At 63.9% G+C, this 17484-nt stretch carries 16 protein-coding genes and 1 other RNA gene; 1 reads left to right on the top strand and 16 read right to left on the bottom strand.

From position 1 onward, the window contains the following. Nucleotides 1-209: 209 nt before the first annotated feature. Genes murB through mraZ form a run of 12 tightly spaced genes read right to left on the bottom strand, consistent with a single transcriptional unit; the run spans nucleotide 210 to nucleotide 13873 of the window. Nucleotides 210-1175 carry a UDP-N-acetylmuramate dehydrogenase gene (murB, locus tag AC07FD_RS12920; RefSeq protein WP_477423033.1) on the bottom strand — a complete coding sequence of 322 codons (966 nt, stop codon included), beginning with the start codon at nucleotides 1173-1175 and terminating at the stop codon, nucleotides 210-212. After that, nucleotides 1172-2578 (bottom strand): UDP-N-acetylmuramate--L-alanine ligase, encoded by a 1407-nt coding sequence (gene murC / locus AC07FD_RS12915; protein WP_478350179.1) that lies wholly within the window; start codon nucleotides 2576-2578, stop codon nucleotides 1172-1174. The genes murB and murC overlap by 4 nt, the downstream gene beginning before the upstream one ends. Next, nucleotides 2575-3702, bottom strand: coding sequence for an undecaprenyldiphospho-muramoylpentapeptide beta-N-acetylglucosaminyltransferase (gene murG / locus AC07FD_RS12910; protein WP_478350178.1), 1128 nt, complete (start codon nucleotides 3700-3702; stop codon nucleotides 2575-2577). Before murG ends, murC begins: the two co-directional genes overlap by 4 nt. A gap of 1 nt (nucleotide 3703) precedes the next feature. Then, on the bottom strand, nucleotides 3704-4855 hold the full coding sequence (gene ftsW, locus AC07FD_RS12905; RefSeq protein ID WP_478350177.1) for a putative lipid II flippase FtsW: 1152 nt from the start codon (nucleotides 4853-4855) through the stop codon (nucleotides 3704-3706). Continuing rightward, nucleotides 4855-6255 carry a UDP-N-acetylmuramoyl-L-alanine--D-glutamate ligase gene (murD, locus tag AC07FD_RS12900; RefSeq protein ID WP_478350176.1) on the bottom strand — a complete coding sequence of 467 codons (1401 nt, stop codon included), beginning with the start codon at nucleotides 6253-6255 and terminating at the stop codon, nucleotides 4855-4857. Before murD ends, ftsW begins: the two co-directional genes overlap by 1 nt. Nucleotides 6256-6263: 8 nt before the next feature. After that, nucleotides 6264-7346 (bottom strand): phospho-N-acetylmuramoyl-pentapeptide-transferase, encoded by a 1083-nt coding sequence (mraY, locus tag AC07FD_RS12895; RefSeq protein WP_023765130.1) that lies wholly within the window; start codon nucleotides 7344-7346, stop codon nucleotides 6264-6266. 19 nt (nucleotides 7347-7365) lie between these two features. Beyond that, the gene (locus AC07FD_RS12890) at nucleotides 7366-8796 is read right to left on the bottom strand and encodes a UDP-N-acetylmuramoylalanyl-D-glutamyl-2,6-diaminopimelate--D-alanyl-D-alanine ligase (RefSeq protein ID WP_478350175.1); all 1431 of its coding nucleotides are present in this window, start codon (nucleotides 8794-8796) and stop codon (nucleotides 7366-7368) included. After that, nucleotides 8793-10241 (bottom strand): UDP-N-acetylmuramoyl-L-alanyl-D-glutamate--2,6-diaminopimelate ligase, encoded by a 1449-nt coding sequence (locus AC07FD_RS12885; protein ID WP_478350174.1) that lies wholly within the window; start codon nucleotides 10239-10241, stop codon nucleotides 8793-8795. The genes AC07FD_RS12890 and AC07FD_RS12885 overlap by 4 nt, the downstream gene beginning before the upstream one ends. A 54-nt stretch (nucleotides 10242-10295) precedes the next feature. Beyond that, nucleotides 10296-12005 (bottom strand): peptidoglycan D,D-transpeptidase FtsI family protein, encoded by a 1710-nt coding sequence (locus AC07FD_RS12880; RefSeq protein WP_478350173.1) that lies wholly within the window; start codon nucleotides 12003-12005, stop codon nucleotides 10296-10298. After that, nucleotides 12002-12397, bottom strand: coding sequence for a cell division protein FtsL (gene ftsL, locus AC07FD_RS12875; RefSeq protein WP_478350172.1), 396 nt, complete (start codon nucleotides 12395-12397; stop codon nucleotides 12002-12004). Before ftsL ends, AC07FD_RS12880 begins: the two co-directional genes overlap by 4 nt. A 4-nt stretch (nucleotides 12398-12401) precedes the next feature. Beyond that, nucleotides 12402-13418 carry a 16S rRNA (cytosine(1402)-N(4))-methyltransferase RsmH gene (rsmH, locus tag AC07FD_RS12870; protein WP_478350171.1) on the bottom strand — a complete coding sequence of 339 codons (1017 nt, stop codon included), beginning with the start codon at nucleotides 13416-13418 and terminating at the stop codon, nucleotides 12402-12404. Beyond that, nucleotides 13415-13873: a division/cell wall cluster transcriptional repressor MraZ gene (gene mraZ, locus AC07FD_RS12865; RefSeq protein ID WP_478350170.1), complete on the bottom strand. Its 459-nt coding sequence runs from the start codon at nucleotides 13871-13873 to the stop codon at nucleotides 13415-13417. Before mraZ ends, rsmH begins: the two co-directional genes overlap by 4 nt. A 409-nt stretch (nucleotides 13874-14282) precedes the next feature. Here mraZ and AC07FD_RS12860 point away from each other — a divergent pair, with 409 nt between their 5' ends. Beyond that, nucleotides 14283-15398 (top strand): cystathionine gamma-lyase, encoded by a 1116-nt coding sequence (locus AC07FD_RS12860; protein ID WP_478350169.1) that lies wholly within the window; start codon nucleotides 14283-14285, stop codon nucleotides 15396-15398. A gap of 12 nt (nucleotides 15399-15410) precedes the next feature. Here the strand turns inward: AC07FD_RS12860 and AC07FD_RS12855 are convergent, their stop codons facing one another. The 4 genes from AC07FD_RS12855 to AC07FD_RS12840 form a co-directional block, all read right to left on the bottom strand. Next, entirely contained in the window at nucleotides 15411-15713 is a 303-nt protein-coding gene (locus AC07FD_RS12855; protein ID WP_478350168.1) for a type II toxin-antitoxin system RelE/ParE family toxin, read from the bottom strand. Further along, nucleotides 15710-15985 carry a type II toxin-antitoxin system ParD family antitoxin gene (locus tag AC07FD_RS12850; RefSeq protein ID WP_136618205.1) on the bottom strand — a complete coding sequence of 92 codons (276 nt, stop codon included), beginning with the start codon at nucleotides 15983-15985 and terminating at the stop codon, nucleotides 15710-15712. The genes AC07FD_RS12855 and AC07FD_RS12850 overlap by 4 nt, the downstream gene beginning before the upstream one ends. Nucleotides 15986-16156: 171 nt before the next feature. After that, nucleotides 16157-16556, bottom strand: an RNA gene (gene rnpB, locus AC07FD_RS12845) — RNase P RNA component class A. Between the two features lie 80 nt (nucleotides 16557-16636). Next, the gene (locus AC07FD_RS12840) at nucleotides 16637-17317 is read right to left on the bottom strand and encodes a lytic transglycosylase domain-containing protein (protein ID WP_478350167.1); all 681 of its coding nucleotides are present in this window, start codon (nucleotides 17315-17317) and stop codon (nucleotides 16637-16639) included. Nucleotides 17318-17484: the final 167 nt, after the last annotated feature.

Below are 17484 nucleotides of genomic sequence, written 5' to 3'. Positions count from 1 at the left end.
AACGCTGAACGCGTCGAACGACTCAAATCAGGAAACGCTTTGGAGCAGAGAATCAGAGAGTTGATTCACTGGCAAGTACTTACGATTCCGAGAGATTCACTTTCTGAGAAAATGGATGCGAAAACCGCGCCGTTGAGTCTTTGCAGCAACGGTCGCGGGCCATTTTCGGCCCCATTGAAGTTCATGCATCACGTGAATTTCAACACCCACTATAGAAGTTGCCCGAGAAACTCCTGCACGGCATGCCCCGGCCGGAAATTGCCGATGCGCTTGATTTCCCATTGCAGCCGGATGCCCGAATTTTCCAGCACCCGCGTTCGCACCGTCTCGCCGAGATATTCGAGGTCGTAGCCGGTCGCGGTTCCCGTGTTGATCATGAAGTTGCAATGCAGCGGCGACATCTGTGCACCGCCGATCATCAGGCCGCGGCAGCCCGCCTTGTCGATCTCCTTCCAGGCTGACGTGCCTTCGGGATTCTTGAAGGTCGAACCGCCGGTCTTTTCTCGGATTGGCTGCACGGTCTCGCGATGGTTCTGCACCGCGTCCATCGCCGCCTTGATCGCTGTCTTGTCCTCGGCAAACCCCTCGAACAAAGCCGAGGTGAAGATCAGCCCGGAAGGTGCCGCCGAATGGCGGTAGGCGTAGCCCATGTCGGCATTGCTCAGCGTTTGCACATTGCCCTTGCGGTCGAGCGCACGCACCTCGACGACGCGTTCGCGCGTCTCGACGCCGTTGGCGCCGGCGTTCATCCGCAGCGCGCCGCCGATGGCGCCAGGAATGCCGTGATAGAAATGAAAGCCGCCAATACCAGCTTCGAGCGCCACAGCGGCAACGCGCTTGTCAGGCGTGGCCGCGCCCGCCTTGATCGTGGTCGGCGAAACAACTTCTGCCTCACCAAACCCTTTAGCTGAAAGCCGGATGACAAAACCCGGAATGCCGCCGTCACGAACCAGAAGGTTCGAGCCGACGCCGACGACGGTCAGCGGTATTTCCTCGGGAACGGCTTTGAGGAACGCGGCCAAGTCCTCCTCGTCGGCCGGCTGGAACAGCACTTCGGCCAGCCCCCCGGCGCGAAACCAAGTGATCTTGTCCATCTCAGCATTCGGCGTGAGGCGGCCACGCAGGCCGGCAAGCCGGTCGCCAAGTCTGTCGATCAGAGCCTGGCCATACATCATGAGACCGTCCCGCCAAGCTCCTTGGGCAACGCATAAGCCCATTGGGTGATGTTGCCGGCGCCGAGGAAGACGACGAAGTCGCCGGGCTTGGCCAGATCGCGGACGATCGGCGCGATTGCTGCCGGACCTTCGATGTAGCGTGCGTCGCGATGGCCGCCGGCGCGGATGCGCGACACCAGCGCATCCGAGGTCACGCCTTCGATCGGTTCTTCACCGGCCGCGTAGACCGGCGCCACCATCACCGTGTCAGCGTCGTTGAAACAGGTGGAGAACTCGTTGAACAGGTCGTGCAGCCGAGTGAAGCGATGCGGTTGGGCAATGGCGATGACGCGGCCATTGGTGGCGCTGCGCGCCGCCTTCAGCACAGCCGAGATCTCGACAGGATGATGGCCGTAGTCGTCGAACACATCGACGCCGTTCCATGAACCGGTATGGGTGAATCGGCGTTTGACGCCGGCGAAGGACGACAGGCCCTTCTTGATCGCCTCGGCGGACAGGCCAAGTTCATGCGCGACAGCGATCGCCGCCGTCGCGTTGGAGACGTTGTGGCGACCGGGCATCGGCAGGCGCAGGCCGGCGATCGTCGTCTGGCCACCGCTCTTGCGGTTGCGGATCACCACATCGAACTCCGAAATGGCACCCGCCATGCGGTGGTTGGTGAAGCGCACATCGGCCTGCGCATTCTCGCCATAGGTGATCACGCGGCGGTCCTCGATGCGGCCGACCAGCGCCTGTACTTCCGGGTGGTCGGTGCACATCACGCCGAAGCCGTAGAACGGCACGTTCTCGACGAACTGGCGGAACGCCTCGCGCACCTTTTCGAAGCTGCCATAGTGGTCGAGATGCTCGGGATCGATGTTGGTGACGACGGCGATCTCGGCCGGCAGCTTGAGGAAGGTGCCGTCGCTCTCGTCGGCCTCGACCACCATCCATTCGCCATCGCCCATGCGCGCATTGGTGCCATAGGCATTGATGATGCCGCCATTGATGACGGTCGGATCGAGCCCGCCGGCTTCGAGCAAGGTCGCCACCATCGAGGTCGTCGTCGTCTTGCCATGCGTGCCGCCGATCGCCACCGCCTGGCGAAAACGCATCAGCTCGGCCAGCATCTCGGCACGGCGCACGATCGGCAGCAGCTTCTCGCGCGCGGCCTTCAGTTCGGGGTTGGTTTTCTTGATCGCCGTTGAAACGACGACAACCTCGGCATCGCCGAGATTTTCGGCCTGGTGCCCGACGAAGCATTCGATGCCCTTGTCGCGCAGCCGCTGCACATTGGCGCTGTCGGCCTGGTCGGACCCCTGCACCTTGTAGCCGAGATTGTGCAGCACTTCGGCGATGCCGCTCATGCCGATGCCGCCAATACCGATGAAATGCACAAGGCCGATGGTCTGCGGCATCTTCATGCGTGCGTCCCCTTCCTGAAGTCTGAAACGGTTTTTTGGGACGCAATAGCCTCTGTCAGATCGGCGAGCAACTGTGCCGCGTCGGGCCGGCCGGCCGATTTCGCTCCCGCCGCCATGGCCGCCAGCCGCTCGGGGCTGTCCATCAGCCCGCCGATGAGGGCCGCGATGCGCTCGGGCGAAAGCGAGGATTGCGGGTGCACTTCGCCTCCGCCAGCGGCGGCAAGGGCCGCCGCGTTCGCCGCCTGGTCGTGGTCGAGCGCATAGGGATATGGCACCAGCAGCGCCGGCCGGCCGATGACGGCGATCTCCGAAACGGTCGAGGCGCCGGAGCGCGAGACCACCAGATGCGCCGCCGCAATGCGCTGCGCCATGTCGGTGAAGAAGGGCGAGACTTCGACATTGACGCCAAGTGCGGCATAGGCCGCCTTCACCCGCGCCACGTCATCGGCGCGCGCCTGCTGCGTGATCAGCAACCGCTTGCGCTGCGCATCGGAAAGCAGCGCGACGGCCGCCGGCACCGCGTCCGAAAAGAACTGGGCGCCCTGGCTGCCGCCGAACACCAACAGCCTGAACGGCTGCTCCTCGGTCGATGCCGCATAAGGCGTCTTGGCCGCTTCCAGCACGGGAGGCCGGACCGGATTGCCTGTCGTCACCGTCTTGGCGCCGGTGGCACTGGCGTCCTGTGGCAGGAAGCCGCCGGCGATGGCGTCGACACGCCCGGCCAGCGCCCGGTTGGCGCGCCCCATCACTGCGTTCTGCTCATGGATCAGCGTCGGCACCTTGCGCCGTGTCGCCGCATAGAGCGGCGGCAAGGTCGGGTAGCCGCCAAAGCCGACCACCGCATCCGGCTTGATCCTGGCGATGACAGCAGAGGCCTGGCGCACACCGCGCCAGATTTTCCAGAAGGAACCAAGCAGGACAATGGGATTCTTCGAGCCCATTGTCGCCGACTGGATCGGATGGATGGCGGCCGCCGGGAAATGGGCGGCGAACCGCTCGGCGCGGTCGTCGGTGGCCAGATGCACCGTCCAGCCGCGCTCGTTCAGCTCATGCGCCAGCGCCTCGGCCGGAAACAGATGCCCGCCGGTTCCACCTGCCGCGAGAAGGATGACGCCTCTCGCCATATCACTCCGCCGGCAAGGCGCGTTGCGGCAGGGCAAAGCCCATCTGCTTGCGCTTTTCGGGCCGTTTGCGCGTCAGCGCCAGCACCATGCCCATAGAGATGGCGATGGCGATCTGAGAGGAGCCGCCATAGGAGATGAAAGGCAGCGTCATGCCCTTGGCAGGCACCAGCTGCAGGTTGACGCACATGTTGATGACGGCCTGCAGGCCGAAAACCGTAACCAACCCGCCGACCGCATAGCGGGTGAAGTCGTCATGTTCCTTCAGCGCCGTGTTGAGGCCGCGCAGCACGATGAAGGCGAAAATCGACATGATGAAGAAGCACATGATCAACCCGAATTCCTCGCCGGCGACCGAAAAGACAAAGTCGGCATGGCTGTCCGGGATGACCCGCTTGACGGTGCCCTCGCCCGGCCCAACGCCGAACCAGCCGCCATTGATCAGCGCCTCGCGGCCCATGTCGACCTGGAACGTGTCGCCTTCGCCGGTGAGGAACTTGTCAATGCGCAAGGCGACGTGCGGAAACACCGAATAGGCGGCGAACACGCCGCCGACGCCCGCACCACCTAGCGCGATGATCCATAGCCATGGCAGCCCGGCCATGAAGAACATCACACCCCAGGTGCCGGTCACCAGCATGGTCTGGCCGAGATCCGGCTGCGCCACCAGCAGCGAGACGACCAGCGCCAGCAGCAGCATGGCAAACAGATTGCCCGGAATGTCGGGCTGGCGCTTGTGTTCGGCAAATAGCCAGGCGCACATGATGACGAAGGCGGGTTTGAGGAATTCCGACGGCTGGATCGACAGGCCGGCTAGCGACACCCAACGGCGCGCGCCCTTCACTTCTACGCCGATGTAGAGCACCGCCACCATCAGCACCAGCATCAGGCACAGCATGATCAGCGCCAAGCGCCGGATCTGCCGGGATTCGAGGAAGGACACCGCCAGCATCACGCCGAGCGCCGGCACGGTGAAGATGATCTGCCTGGTGGCAAAATGGAAGCTGTCGAGGCCGATGCGTTCGGCCACCGCCGGGCTGGCGGCGAAGGACAGCACGATGCCGAGCCCCATCAGCGACAGGAACGCCGCCAGGAACCAGCGATCGATCGTCCACCACCAGGTTGCAACCGGACTTTTATCGAGACGGCTCTGCATTATCGTGCCCCTCCGATGGGTTTCACACCCTCGATAGCATTCGCAGCTTGCCTGAAGGCTTCGCCGCGGACTTCGAAATTCTTGAACTGGTCGAAACTGGCGCAGGCCGGCGACAACAGCACCACCACTTCGCTCGCATCGTCTTGAGCCGCATCATGCGCGGCATGTTCGACCGCAGCGGCCAGCGTGCCCGATATTTCGTAGGGCACGGCCTCGCCCAGTGTCGCCGAAAAGACGGGCGCCGCCTCGCCGATCAGATAGGCCTTGGCGATGCGCGGGAAGAAGCCGCGCAGCGGCTCGATGCCGCCCTCCTTGGGCAGGCCGCCGGCGATCCAATAGATGCGCGGAAAGCTCGACAAAGCCGGTGCCGCCGCGTCGGCATTGGTCGCCTTGGAATCGTTGACGAACAGCACATGATCCTTGCGGCCGACCTGCTCCATGCGGTGCGCAAGGCCGGGAAAACTTTCCAGTCCGGATTGGATTTCGCCAAGGTCCAGCCCGACCTTGAGGCAAGCAGCGACCGCCGCCAACGCGTTTTGCGCATTGTGCTGGCCGCGCAGCGAGCCGATGCCTTCGAGGAAAGCGACGCGGCTGTAGCGGCCGTGCACCGCCTCCATCAGATTGCCGCCGTCGGCGAAATAGCCGTCGGTCAGCGGCAAGCGCTTGGAAATGCGGATGACATGCCGCCCTGCCCGCTCCAGCCGCTCCGCGATCTGAGCGCACCAGGAATCGTCGATGCCGATGATCGCAGTCTCGCTGCCGGCCACCAGCCGTTCCTTGATCGAGGCGTAGTGCTGCATGGTGCCGTGCCGATCGAGATGGTCCGGCGTCAAATTGAGCAGGATGCCGGCCGTCGGGTTGATCGAGGGCGCGAGATCGATCTGGTACGACGAGCATTCGACGACATAATGCCGATTGGGCTCGGGCGGATCGAGCGTCATCACCGCGCGGCCGATATTGCCGCCCATCTGGGTGTCGCGACCCGCCGCTTTGAGGATATGAGCGGTCAATGCGGTCGTCGTCGACTTGCCGTTGGTGCCGGTGATGGCGATGAACGGCGCTGCAGGCGCGGCCAGCATCCGCTCACGGCAGAAAAGCTCGATGTCGCCAATGATCTCGACGCCGGAACCACGCGCCAGTTCCACCGTCCAATGCGGCTTGGGATGCGTCAGCGGCACGCCCGGCGACAGCACGAAAGCCGAGAACTTTGCCCAGTCGGCGCCGCGCAAATCGCTGGTTGCGATGCCGTCCGCCGCCGCCTTGGCAACGCTTTCGGGGTTGTCGTCCCAGGCCAGCACGTCCGCCCCGCCGGCGATCAGCGCGCGCGCCGTCGCGATCCCCGAGCCACCAAGCCCGAAGAGCGAAACGCGTTTGCCTGCGAAGGATGCGGCGGGGATCAAGCGGCCTCCTATCTCAGCTTCAGGGTGGACAGGCCGACCAGCGCCAGGATGACGGCGATGATCCAGAAGCGGATCACCACCTGGCTTTCGGTCCAGCCGAGCTTTTCGAAATGATGGTGGATCGGCGCCATCAGGAACACCCGCTTGCCGGTCATCTTGAAGTAGCCGACCTGGATGATGACCGACAGGATTTCGACGACGAACAACCCGCCTACGATGACCAGCACGATCTCATGCTTGGTGGCGACGGCAACCGTACCGATCAGGCCGCCCATGGCCAGCGAGCCGGTGTCGCCCATGAAGATCGCCGCCGGCGGCGCATTGAACCAGAGGAAGCCGAGGCCGGCGCCGATGACAGCGCCGAGCACGACCGCCAGTTCGCCGGTGCCGGGCACGAAATGGATCTGCAGATATTCTGCGAACACGGCGTTGCCGGAGAGATAGGCGATGACGCCGAAGGACGCCGCCGCGATCATGATCGGCACGATCGCCAGCCCGTCGAGGCCGTCGGTCAGGTTCACCGCATTGCCGGCGCCGACGATGACGAAGCAGGAGAACGGGATGAAGAACCAGCCGAGATTGATGATGAATTCCTTGGCGAAGGGGAATGTCAGCGACGACGAGAACGGCGCCTGGCCGTTGTGCATGATCACCCAGGCGGCGATGCCGGCAATGACGAATTCGAGCGCCAGCCGTGCCTTGCCGGAAAAGCCGAGATGCGACTGCTTGGTCACCTTCAGATAGTCGTCGTAGAAGCCGATCGAGCCGAAGCCCAGCGTCACCAGCAGCACCACCCAGACATAGATGCTCGACAGGTTCGCCCATAGCAGCGACGACCCGATGATGCCCGACAGGATCATCAGCCCGCCCATGGTCGGGGTACCGGCTTTCTTGAAATGCGTCTGCGGCCCGTCGGCGCGGATCGGCTGGCCCTTGCCTTGCCGCAACCGCAGCGAATTGATGATGGTCGGTCCGAAGATGAAGACGATGAGTGCCGACGTGATCAGCGCCCCGCCGGTGCGGAAGGTGATGTAGCGGAAGACATTGAAGACCGAGATCTTGTCCGCAAAATCGACGAGCAGTGTGAACATGTGCTTATCGTCCCCCGACCTAGGTCTGTTTGCTTGTCGATTGAGCCGGGAACTTGCCCAGCAGCGCATCGACCAGTTTTGCAAAACCGATGCCCTTCGACGATTTGATCATCACCACGTCGCCCGGCTTCAGCGCGGCAAGCAGCACCGGCTTCAGTTCCTCGACGCCGGCGCGGTATTCCGTCTCGATCTCGCCTGGCAGCCTCTCGGCCAGCGCCCGCATTTCCGGCCCGCCGAGAAAGACTGTCTGCGTCCCTGAGCCGACGATGAGATCGGCAAGGGCGGCATGCAGCTTGGCCGAATGGTCGCCGAGTTCCAGCATGTCACCGAGCACGGCGATGCGGCGCCCCTCGCCTGTCACCGGCGTCGCGTTGAGCAGCGCCATGGCAGCGCCCATTGACGCCGGGTTGGCATTGTAACTCTCGTCGATCAGCGTGATCGGCCCGCCGGGGTGGCGCAGCACATGGCGCTTGCCGCGCCCGCGCTCGGCCGTAAGATCGGCCAGCGCCAACGCCGCTCTGTCGAGATCGGCGCCGACCAGATGCGCCGCACCCAGCACCGCCAGCACGTTCTGCACCATGTGGCGGCCGGGCGCACCGACCCGGGCCGTCACCTCGTGGCCGCCGATCCTGGCGGTGATGTCGGAATGGTCGGCATGGAGTTCGCATTTGACCAGCTTGAAGGTCGAGCGCGCATTCTCGCCGAAGCCGTACACGTGCTCGACCCCGGCGGCATGCGCCATCTTGTCCAGAAGCTTCCAGCGTGCGTCGTCGCGGTTGAGGACGGCCGCGCCGTCAGGCTCCAGGCCTTGGAAAATCTCGGCCTTGGCCTTGGCGATCTCGTCGAGATTGCGGAAGAAGCCAAGATGCGCCGCTGCGACCATGGTGACGATGGCGACATGCGGCCTCACCATTTTGACCAGCGGCCGGATTTCGTCGGGATGGTTCATACCGATTTCGAACACGGCATAGTCGCAATCGACCGGCATGCGCGCCAGCGTCAGCGGCACGCCCCAATGGTTGTTGAACGACTGCGCCGAGGCATGCACCTTGCCGACGGCCGACAGCACGTGGCGCAGCGCTTCCTTGGTGGTCGTCTTGCCGGCCGAACCGGTCACCGCGATGATCTTGGCCTCGGAGCGGGCGCGCGCGGCGACACCAAGCTTCTCAAGTGCCACCAGCACGTCTTCGACGACGATGATCGGTGCCGTCAGCCGACCGAGCGACGGCAGCTTGCCTTCCGCCACCACCAGCACGCCGGCGCCGGCCTTGATGGCGGCAGTGGCGAAGTCATGGCCGTCCATCACCTCGCCCTTGATGGCGAAGAAGGCGTCGCCCGGATGCAGGCTGCGGCTGTCGATCGAAATACCGGATATGCCTTCCGGCATCGGCCCGAGCGGCCGCCCGTCCATGCCGGCAACCAGCGCCTCGGAGGTCCACAGCAAGCTCATGCGGCACGCTCCCGCAGCGCCGCGCGGACTTCCTCATGATCGGAGAAATGCAGCGTTTCGGTGCCGATCGTCTGACCTTCCTCGTGGCCCTTGCCGGCCACGATCAGCGTGTCGCCGGCATGCAGCATGGCGACCGCCTCATGGATCGCCCGGCGCCGGTCGCCGATTTCGATGGCGCCTGGCGCGGCGGCAAGAATGGCGGCGCGGATCGTTTCCGGCACTTCCGAGCGCGGATTGTCGTCGGTGACGATGACGACATCGGCGAGCCGCGTCGCGATCTCGCCCATGATCGGCCGCTTGCCGCGGTCGCGGTCGCCGCCGCAGCCGAACACGACGATGACGCGACCGGTGGTGAACGGGCGCACCGAGGCCAGCACGTTTTCCAGCGCATCGGGCTTGTGAGCGTAGTCGACATAGACCGGCGCGCCGTTGGTGGTGGTGCCGACAAGGTCGAGCCGGCCCGGCGCGCCCTTCAGTTTCTCCAATGCCATCAAGGCCTTGGCGACAGGTGTTCCAGTGGAAATGGCAAGCCCCGCGGAAACCAGCGCGTTCGAAATCTGGAAATCGCCGGCGAGCGGCAGATCGACCTCGTAGAGCACGCCGCCGGCCTCGACCTCGGCGCGCTGGCGATGGCGCTCGTGCTCGACCCGCTTCAGCTTGAGGAAATCGCCATGGCGGCCCACCGTCAGCACGTCGAGCCCGGCAGCCTGCGCCGCCTGGATCGTCGGCGCCGACCACGGATCGTCGGCGAAAATGACGGCCGGCGCGCCTTTCGGCAGCAACGTGTCGAACAGGCGCAATTTGGCGCGGTGGTAGTCCTCGACGGTCGGATGATAGTCCATATGGTCGCGGCCGAGATTGGTGAAGCCGCCCGCCGCCAGCTTGACGCCGTCGAGGCGGCGCTGGTCGAGCCCATGGCTGGAGGCTTCCATCGAGGCGTGGGTGACGCCGGCATCCGCCAATTCCTTGAGCAGCTGGTGCAAGGCGACCGGATCGGGTGTCGTCAGCGAGCCATACTCGTTGCGACCCGGCGCCACCACGCCGGTGGTGCCGATCGAAGCGGCGGCATAGCCGGCCTGCTCCCAGATCTGCCTGGTGAAGGCGGCGACCGATGTCTTGCCGCTGGTGCCGGTCACCGCGACCATGGTCTCAGGCTGCTTGCCGAAATAGCGGGCCGCGCTTAGCGCCAGCGCCAGGCGCGGATCATCGACCGCCAGCACTGGAACCGGCAACCCGGCGATGGCGCTGCCTGCTACGATTGCGGCGGCGCCACGCTGGGCAGCGTCGGCGGCATAGGTGGCGCCATCCGCCTTGGTACCGGCGAGCGCGAAGAAGACGACGCCGGGCTTTACCTGGCGGGAATCCGACGAAATCCCGGTAACCTCCAGATCGGCGGAAGCTGTTCCTTCGACTGGCAGGATACCGGCTAGATCTCTGAGCTTCATCGAGTCCCGTTCACCACAACAAAATAGCGCGCAGTTGCCGGCGCGCCCTAAGAATCACTGATAGGAAACCAGCGTTGCACCATTTTCATGGCTGAAATCTGGCTTCACGCCAAGCATGGCCGCTGAACGCTTGATGATATTACCGGCGATAACCCCCGCATTCGCGGCCGCGACGTCTGTCATGCCGGGCTTTTCCGGGTGCGGGGCGTCGGCAATCGTAAACACGAGGTATTGCGGATCGTCCATCGGGAAGGCGGCGACGAAGGTATTGAAATTCAATTCCTTCGAGTAGCGGCCATTGATGACCTTCTCGGCGGTTCCGGTCTTTCCGCCAACGCGGTAGCCGGGGACTCTGGCGTTTCTGGCCGAGCCCTTCTCGGCGTTGAGCGTATAGAGGTAGCGCATGCCATCGACCGTCTTTTCGCTGACCACTTTCTTGGCCACCGCCATCGCTTCTGCCTGTGTGCGGACCAGGAAGGTAGGGTTCATCAGGAAGCCGCCATTCATCAGCGCCGCGCAGCCGACAGCCGCTTGCAGTGGCGTCGTCGACACGCCATGGCCGAAAGCGATGGTGAACGAATTGACCTGTTTCCAGACCTTCGGTTCAGTCGGCCGAGCGACTTCCGGCAGTTCGGTCTGCATCTTGTCCAAAATTCCAAGGCGATGCAGGAATTCGCGGTGCCCCTCGATGCCGACCATCTCGGCCTCCCTGGCCGACCCGATATTGGACGAATAGAGGAACACCTCCGGCAACGACAGCACACGGTTCTTGCCGTGGAAATCGTGAATGGCCTGATGGCCGACCCGGATTGGATGCGAAGCGTCGAAGCGGCTCGCCATCGTCGCCTTGCCGGAATCGAGCGCCATGGCCGAGGTGAAGCTCTTGAAGGTCGAGCCCATCTCATAGAGCCCCGCCGACATCCGATTCAACCGGTCCTTCTCCTGTGCATTGTAGGGATTGTTCGGATCGAAATCCGGCACCGAGGCCATTGCCACCACTTCGCCAGTCTTGACGTTGAGCACAACGGCGCCAGCGCCCATGGCGCGATAGCGCTCCAGGCCGGCGGCGATCTCGTCGCGCACCACATGCTGGACGCGCAGATCGATCGAAAGCTTCACCGGCTTCAGATCCTTGGCGACCGCCAGGCCGGATGCCTGCAAGTCGCTCAGGCCCTGCTCATCGACATATTTCTCCATGCCGGAGATGCCCTGGTTGTCGATGTTGGTGAGCCCGACAACGTAGGACGAGGTCTCGCCGCTCGGATAGAAACGGCGCTTTTCGGTGCGGAAGCCGAAGCCGGGAATGCCGAGCTGCATGATATCGGACTGCTGCTTGGGCGTCAGCTGCCGCTGCAGCCAGACGAAGCCGGCGCCGCTTTTGAGCTTGTGGTAGGTCTGCTCGTAGTCGATCTCGGGCAGCACCGTCGACAGCTTCTCGATCGCCTCGTCGGCATCGACGATGCGCCGCGGTTCGGCAAACAGCGAGGCCGTCTTGATGTCCGTCGCCAGCACTTCGCCGTTGCGATCGACAATGTCGGGCCGCGACGCGGTTACCCGGCTCTGCGGGCCGCCCGACATGTCGGGGGTCTGGAAGCCGAGATAGACCAGCCGCCCGGAAATGGTCGCGAAGATGCCGAAGAACACCGCCATCGTCATCACGATGCGCGTCCTGCCCTTGCCACCGGTCGCCTTGCGGGCGCCCTCGACCACGATCGATCCGCCTTCACCGGCCTTGGTGCTGCGCTTCAGCAGTTTGCCGATCATTGGGCGATGCCTCCGGTCACAACGGGATCCTTGCCGTCTGGGGGCGCTTTGTCGGAATTGTCGGCCATACCGCCCTCGCGTCCTTTGAGAATGTCCTGAATGTCCAGGGCTTTGGCCGGCAGGTCGCCGATACCGACGATCTGGCGGGCGCTGACCGGCTGGAGTTCGAGCTGCGACTTGTAGAGGTCGGCCAGCTTCTGCAGCCGCGACGGCTGGGTGAGCAGGCTCCAATCGGCCTTGAGCAGGTCGATCGTGTCCTCCTCATAGCGGATCTGCTCATGGATCTTCTGCACCGCCGCCAATTGTTCCTCGGCCTCGCGCTTGGTCTTGTAGGTAAGGGCCGCCGCCGAAACCATGACGGCGATCAGGACGATGTCGCTGGTACGAAACACGTGCTTACCTCTCCCCCGACCGGTCGATGCCGGGAAGTTTTGGAAGGCCGAAAATCGAAAAGTCGCTGTTGCGGGCCGGTGCCTCGGTGCGGATGGCCGCGCGCAGCCGGGCCGAACGGGCCCGCGGGTTGGCCGCGACCTCGGCGTCGCCTGCAGTCACGCCGCCGCCCGCCTTGCGGAAGGTCGCGGTGCGCGTCTGTGCCTCGGGCATATGGCGCGAGCCGGTCACGGCGTCGGCGCGATCGGCGATGAAGCGCTTGACGATGCGGTCTTCCAGCGAATGGAACGTCACCACGGCGAGCCGCCCGCCCGGCTTCAGCGCGCGTTCGGCGGCCAACAAGGCCTTCGCCAGTTCGCCAAGCTCGTCATTGACGAAGATGCGCAACGCCTGGAAGACGCGCGTGGCCGGATGGATCTTGTCCTTTGGCGCGCGGCCGACATGTGTCTCGATGGCGTCCGCGAGCTCCAGCGTGCGCTCGAACGGCCGCTTTTCACGGCGAGCCTCGATCATGCGGGCAATACGGCCGGCGTGACGCTCCTCGCCGAGGAACCCGAAGATGCGGGCGAGATCGCCCGGCTTGAAGGAATTGACGACATCGGCGGCGCTAAGGCCCGCTTGCGCCATGCGCATGTCGAGCGGCCCGTCGGCACGGAACGAGAACCCGCGTTCGGCCTGGTCGAGCTGCATCGAGGACACGCCGATGTCGAGCACGACGCCGTCGGCGCTCTCGACATGCTCGTCCAGCGTCGAGAACGGCGCCTGCACCAACCTCAATCGGCCGCCGGATTGCGCCTCGAGATCGCGCCCGGCCGCGATGGCATCCGGATCGCGGTCGATCGCCACGACGGAAGCGCCCGTCGCCAGAATGGCCTTGGTGTAGCCGCCGGCGCCGAACGTGCCGTCGATGATGATCTCGCCCTCCGCCGGCGCCAGCGCTTCGAGCACTTCGCCAAGGAGGACCGGAATGTGGCGGGCCGATCCGCCAACGGCGTGAAGGTCATCGCCGTGGCCCACCGTCATTCCAGTCGCTCCCCAGGCTTCGTCCCCTGCCGAAGCTGCAAAAGCCGGGCACGCGCCTGCGCCCCATAGGCAGCTAGCCGTCCCGGCTCCCAGATCTGAAAGAAATTGCCGCGCCCGACAAAGGCCACCTCCGCCGAAATGCCGGTATGCTCGCGAATGAAATCGCTCAACGTGATGCGGCCGTCCTGGTCGACCTTCAGGAAGGCCCCATCGCCATGGCAGAAGAACGACATGTCGTCCGCCGTCTGCAGGAAGGGATCTTCGAGCGCGATGCGCTCCTCGTAGCGGTCGAGCAGGTCGAGCCCCCCGACATCCATCGCCGGCTGGTCGAGGCAGCGCAGCCCATAGAGCTCCGAATAGCCGCGCTTCTGCACGACGGCACGGAAATGCGCCGGAACGGAAACCCGCCCCTTCGCATCGATCCTGCTCACCGTATTTGACAGAAACCGGTCCATTAAACGTCACAGCCGCTTGCGCCGCCGCACCCCTCTCCATCTTGTCGCACGTGCCGCCGCGGCGCGTCCCCTGACCCGAACCCACCTCGTCCATACGGGCAAAGACCGGCAAACGCACAGCCGCCGCGGCTGCCCGATTGGCGTACGCTTTACCCTGACGCGGAACGAAGGCTTGAGTATCGAAATGGGATATCATGGGGCACTATGGGCGTCAACGGGAATGGCTTCACAAACACGCGCGCCGCGACCAATGAGAGCAGCCTTGACGGCACGTCTCGTCTTTATGGTCCATTAAGCCTAACGAAGCGTTTAGACCCGCCTGGCCCAACCGGACGCGCCTTGCCGCAAGCCACCGCCCGGCATAGCGTCTCGCCGCATCTCGTCGGTCACCAAGAGGGTCTGAGAATCGATGTCTGAAACAGCGAACGAACGCGCTGCGGCACTTCCCCATCTGCGCGACAGGGGGTTCGCCAAGGGTGATCCGATCCCGCTGCCGCTGACCATGGCCGCGATCTATCACACCCCCGGCGACGCCAACGGTTTCGATGAGTATGGCCGCTTCAGCAACCCGACCTGGGACGCGGTCGAGCATATGCTGGCGCATCTGGAAGGTGCACCCTGCGTCGCCTTTCCGTCCGGGATGGCTGCAATCTGTTCGTTGTTTTTCGGCCTGCTCAAGGGTGGTGATCGTATCCTGCTGCCTTCGGACGGCTACCACACGACAAGGGCTCTGGCCGATCGCTTCCTGAAGCCGTTTGGCGTCACCTACGATATGAGGCCGACATCGACCTTCCTCGACGGTGGCTTCGAAGGTTACCGCCTTGCCTTCGTCGAAACGCCAGCCAACCCGGGACTGGACATCTGCGATATCGCGGCCGTTGCAAAAACCGCTCACCTGGCCGGTGCGCTCCTTGCCGTGGACAACACCACCATGACGCCCTTCGGCCAGCGCCCGCTCGACCATGGCGCCGATATAGTCGTTGCCGCCGACACCAAGGCGCCCAACGGCCATTCCGACGTGCTGTTCGGCCATGTCGCCAGCCGCAATGCCGATATCATCGCCGCCGTGACCGGTTGGCGCGAAACCTCCGGCAGTATTCCCGGACCGTTCGAGGCATGGCTGGTGCATCGCGGCCTCGAAACGCTGGATGTGCGCTTCGACCGCATGTGCTCTTCAGCGGAAGTGATCGCACGGCGGCTGAAGGGCCACCCGGCAATCAGCGGCCTGCGTTTTCCCGGACTGGAGAGCGACCCATCGCACAACCTTGCCCGCGCCCAGATGGAGCGCTTCGGCTTTCTCATCTCTTTCGAGCTTGCCTCTGAAGACAAGGCCGAGGATTTCATCAACAACTGCGATCTGATGCAGGCCGCAACATCCTTTGGCGGCGTCCATAGCTCCGCCGAACGCCGATCTAAGAGAGGCGATGCGGTTGCCGCCGGTTTCGTTCGCCTCTCGGTCGGTTGTGAGCCGGTGGAAGAGCTCTGGAAGGCGATCGAGGCGTCGCTGGACAAGATCAGCGGCTGACCGGGGCGTCGATCATGAACCGAGGTCGTCGGCTTCGATCTTGCATTTGCCGTGCAGCACGCGGATGATTTCGATCGCGTCGTCACCGACCCGGTACAGAGTGAGGTAATCGCCGACCACCAAATGACGGATGCCGGGCGAGATATCGTCGCGCGGCGCGCCTGAGAAGGGATAGGTAGCCAGTTGCTGCCACCGTGCCTCGATGCGATCGAGTAACCGGTCGGCTGCAACCTCGCTATCGTGTGCAATATGAAGCCAGATTGCGATCAGGTCGTCTTCCGTGCGTGCGTTCCGAACGATGGGCAGCAAATTCATGCTGCGTCGTCAGATCGCAAGCGTCTCCGCGCCTCAGCCTTGATTTCATCCATCGATGCAAATCGTCCCGGCCCGCTGTCGATCCCCTCCTGGACCAGCTTGCGCAACTCCTCGACCGTGTAGCCATGCAGATCGCGCCGGTCCTTCCATTGCCGGAGCGCATCGCGGATCACCTCGCTCGCCGATGCGTATTCGCCGGCCGCGACCACGTCATCCACCGCCTGCGCCAGTTCCGGCGACAGCGTGATGCTGCGTTTGTCGACCTGTCCCATGATAGGCTCCTGATGCCATTCTGACCCATGGTACGATTTAATCGCACCAGCTTCAAGCAACAGGTAGGCTCCCCGCTTTCGAGGGTAAGTAGCTGAACAGCTTGAATCGGCAGGCGCGCCCGAGGGCGCAACCTGCTGATCTCAAAGACTTCTTTCGATGTCGTGGAGAGAATTGCCAGCTGGCCTGTAAGCCGGGTTCTGTATGGCCCTCGCCCCTTGCGAGGCGAGAACGTGGCGGCCATTCATCTTGGGCGCATGTTGCCATGCGCCTCACGCAACCTACCCGGACGGTGAGCCGGAAACAGCCCTCGAGGGTTTCCCCTCGCACCGCCCCTATTCGGTCTTGCTCCCGGTGGGGTTTACCGTGCCGCTCCTGTTGCCAGTCGCGCGGTGGGCTCTTACCCCACCCTTTCACCCTTGCCCCGATTAGATCGTGGCGGTTTGCTTTCTGTGGCACTTTCCCTGGGGTCGCCCCCGCCGGCCATTAACCGGCACCGTGTCTCCATGGAGCCCGGACTTTCCTCACCCGCGGCCTTTCGGCTGTTGCGGGTGCGGCCGCCCGGCCAGCTGGCAAGGCGTATAAAGGGGTTCACGCTCGAAAACGCAAACGAAAAAGCCGGCCGCTCCGGCCGGCTCCACGCAACCAGTCGGCTAAAGCGCCGCCATCTGCACCTTGACCTTGCTGCAATAGGCGGCCGACACCGGGTTCATCCGCGTTGCGGCATGGCCGGCGTTATATTTCAAGATCGTGCCGCAGGTGGTGCCGCCGCCGAGATCCTGCGCCATGGCGAGGTACTTCATGCCGTATTTGATGTTGGTGTCGGGGTCGAAGAGGCCCTTTGCCGAACCGTTGTAGCCCATCATCCGTGCCGTCGCCGGCTTGATCTGCATCAGGCCGATCTCGCCGGCGCTGCCGACCATGTTCGGCCGGTAGTTGCTCTCGATGCTGATGACTGCGTGAGCGAGCGAAACCGGTACGCCGTAGCTCGCGGCATAGCGCGCGACGATCGCCGAATACTGACCGCCGCCGGCCACTGCTGCCGTCGACGCAGCCACGTTCCTGAGGCCGATCGACGCCGTTGTCGCCATGTCCAATGTCTTGCGGCCGCGCTTCGTCTGCCTTTTGGCGGATTTCTTCGGCTTGGCAAAACTTGCCTTTTCCATTTTCACGGAAGACCGTTTCGTGGCCTTGGCATCATGGCCTGCCTTGCTGGGTTTTGCGGATACCGCGACGAGCCCTTGATCAGCCCGAGGACTGGCATTCGCGGCACCGAAGGCAAAAGTCATTACGCCGGCAGCAACAGCTGCCGTTAAAACGGTCAATTTCTGCATGTGATCCTGTTCTGTCTGAACCGCGTGAAGGTGTTCACGCAGCAACGCTTAATCAATATCGGAACATCCAGGGGGGCTGGGGGGTCCGACACCTTGCACGCCAGCCGTTTGAAGCTCGAATTGGTGCCAAACAAGGCCAGGCAAGTCACTTTGAGTGACAGCTTGTA

The organism is Mesorhizobium waitakense, assembly GCF_056431085.1.
Note: the sequence above shows the minus strand (reverse complement) of the source record. Positions and strands in the feature narration are given on the sequence as shown.

Excerpts from the sequence above, each read along its gene's own strand:
- AC07FD_RS12890 (WP_478350175.1), bottom strand. The coding sequence starts at position 8,796 with ATGAGCTTGCTGTGGACCTCCGAGGCGCTGGTTGCCGGCATGGACGGG.
- murB (WP_477423033.1), bottom strand. The coding sequence starts at position 1,175 with ATGATGTATGGCCAGGCTCTGATCGACAGACTTGGCGACCGGCTTGCC.
- AC07FD_RS12840 (WP_478350167.1), bottom strand. The coding sequence starts at position 17,317 with ATGCAGAAATTGACCGTTTTAACGGCAGCTGTTGCTGCCGGCGTAATG.
- murC (WP_478350179.1), bottom strand. The coding sequence starts at position 2,578 with ATGAAGATGCCGCAGACCATCGGCCTTGTGCATTTCATCGGTATTGGC.
- AC07FD_RS12885 (WP_478350174.1), bottom strand. The coding sequence starts at position 10,241 with ATGAAGCTCAGAGATCTAGCCGGTATCCTGCCAGTCGAAGGAACAGCT.
- ftsW (WP_478350177.1), bottom strand. The coding sequence starts at position 4,855 with ATGCAGAGCCGTCTCGATAAAAGTCCGGTTGCAACCTGGTGGTGGACG.
- mraZ (WP_478350170.1), bottom strand. The coding sequence starts at position 13,873 with ATGGACCGGTTTCTGTCAAATACGGTGAGCAGGATCGATGCGAAGGGG.
- AC07FD_RS12850 (WP_136618205.1), bottom strand. The coding sequence starts at position 15,985 with ATGGGACAGGTCGACAAACGCAGCATCACGCTGTCGCCGGAACTGGCG.
- AC07FD_RS12860 (WP_478350169.1), top strand. The coding sequence starts at position 14,283 with ATGTCTGAAACAGCGAACGAACGCGCTGCGGCACTTCCCCATCTGCGC.
- rsmH (WP_478350171.1), bottom strand. The coding sequence starts at position 13,418 with ATGACGGTGGGCCACGGCGATGACCTTCACGCCGTTGGCGGATCGGCC.
- AC07FD_RS12880 (WP_478350173.1), bottom strand. The coding sequence starts at position 12,005 with ATGATCGGCAAACTGCTGAAGCGCAGCACCAAGGCCGGTGAAGGCGGA.
- AC07FD_RS12855 (WP_478350168.1), bottom strand. The coding sequence starts at position 15,713 with ATGAATTTGCTGCCCATCGTTCGGAACGCACGCACGGAAGACGACCTG.
- murG (WP_478350178.1), bottom strand. The coding sequence starts at position 3,702 with ATGGCGAGAGGCGTCATCCTTCTCGCGGCAGGTGGAACCGGCGGGCAT.
- mraY (WP_023765130.1), bottom strand. The coding sequence starts at position 7,346 with ATGTTCACACTGCTCGTCGATTTTGCGGACAAGATCTCGGTCTTCAAT.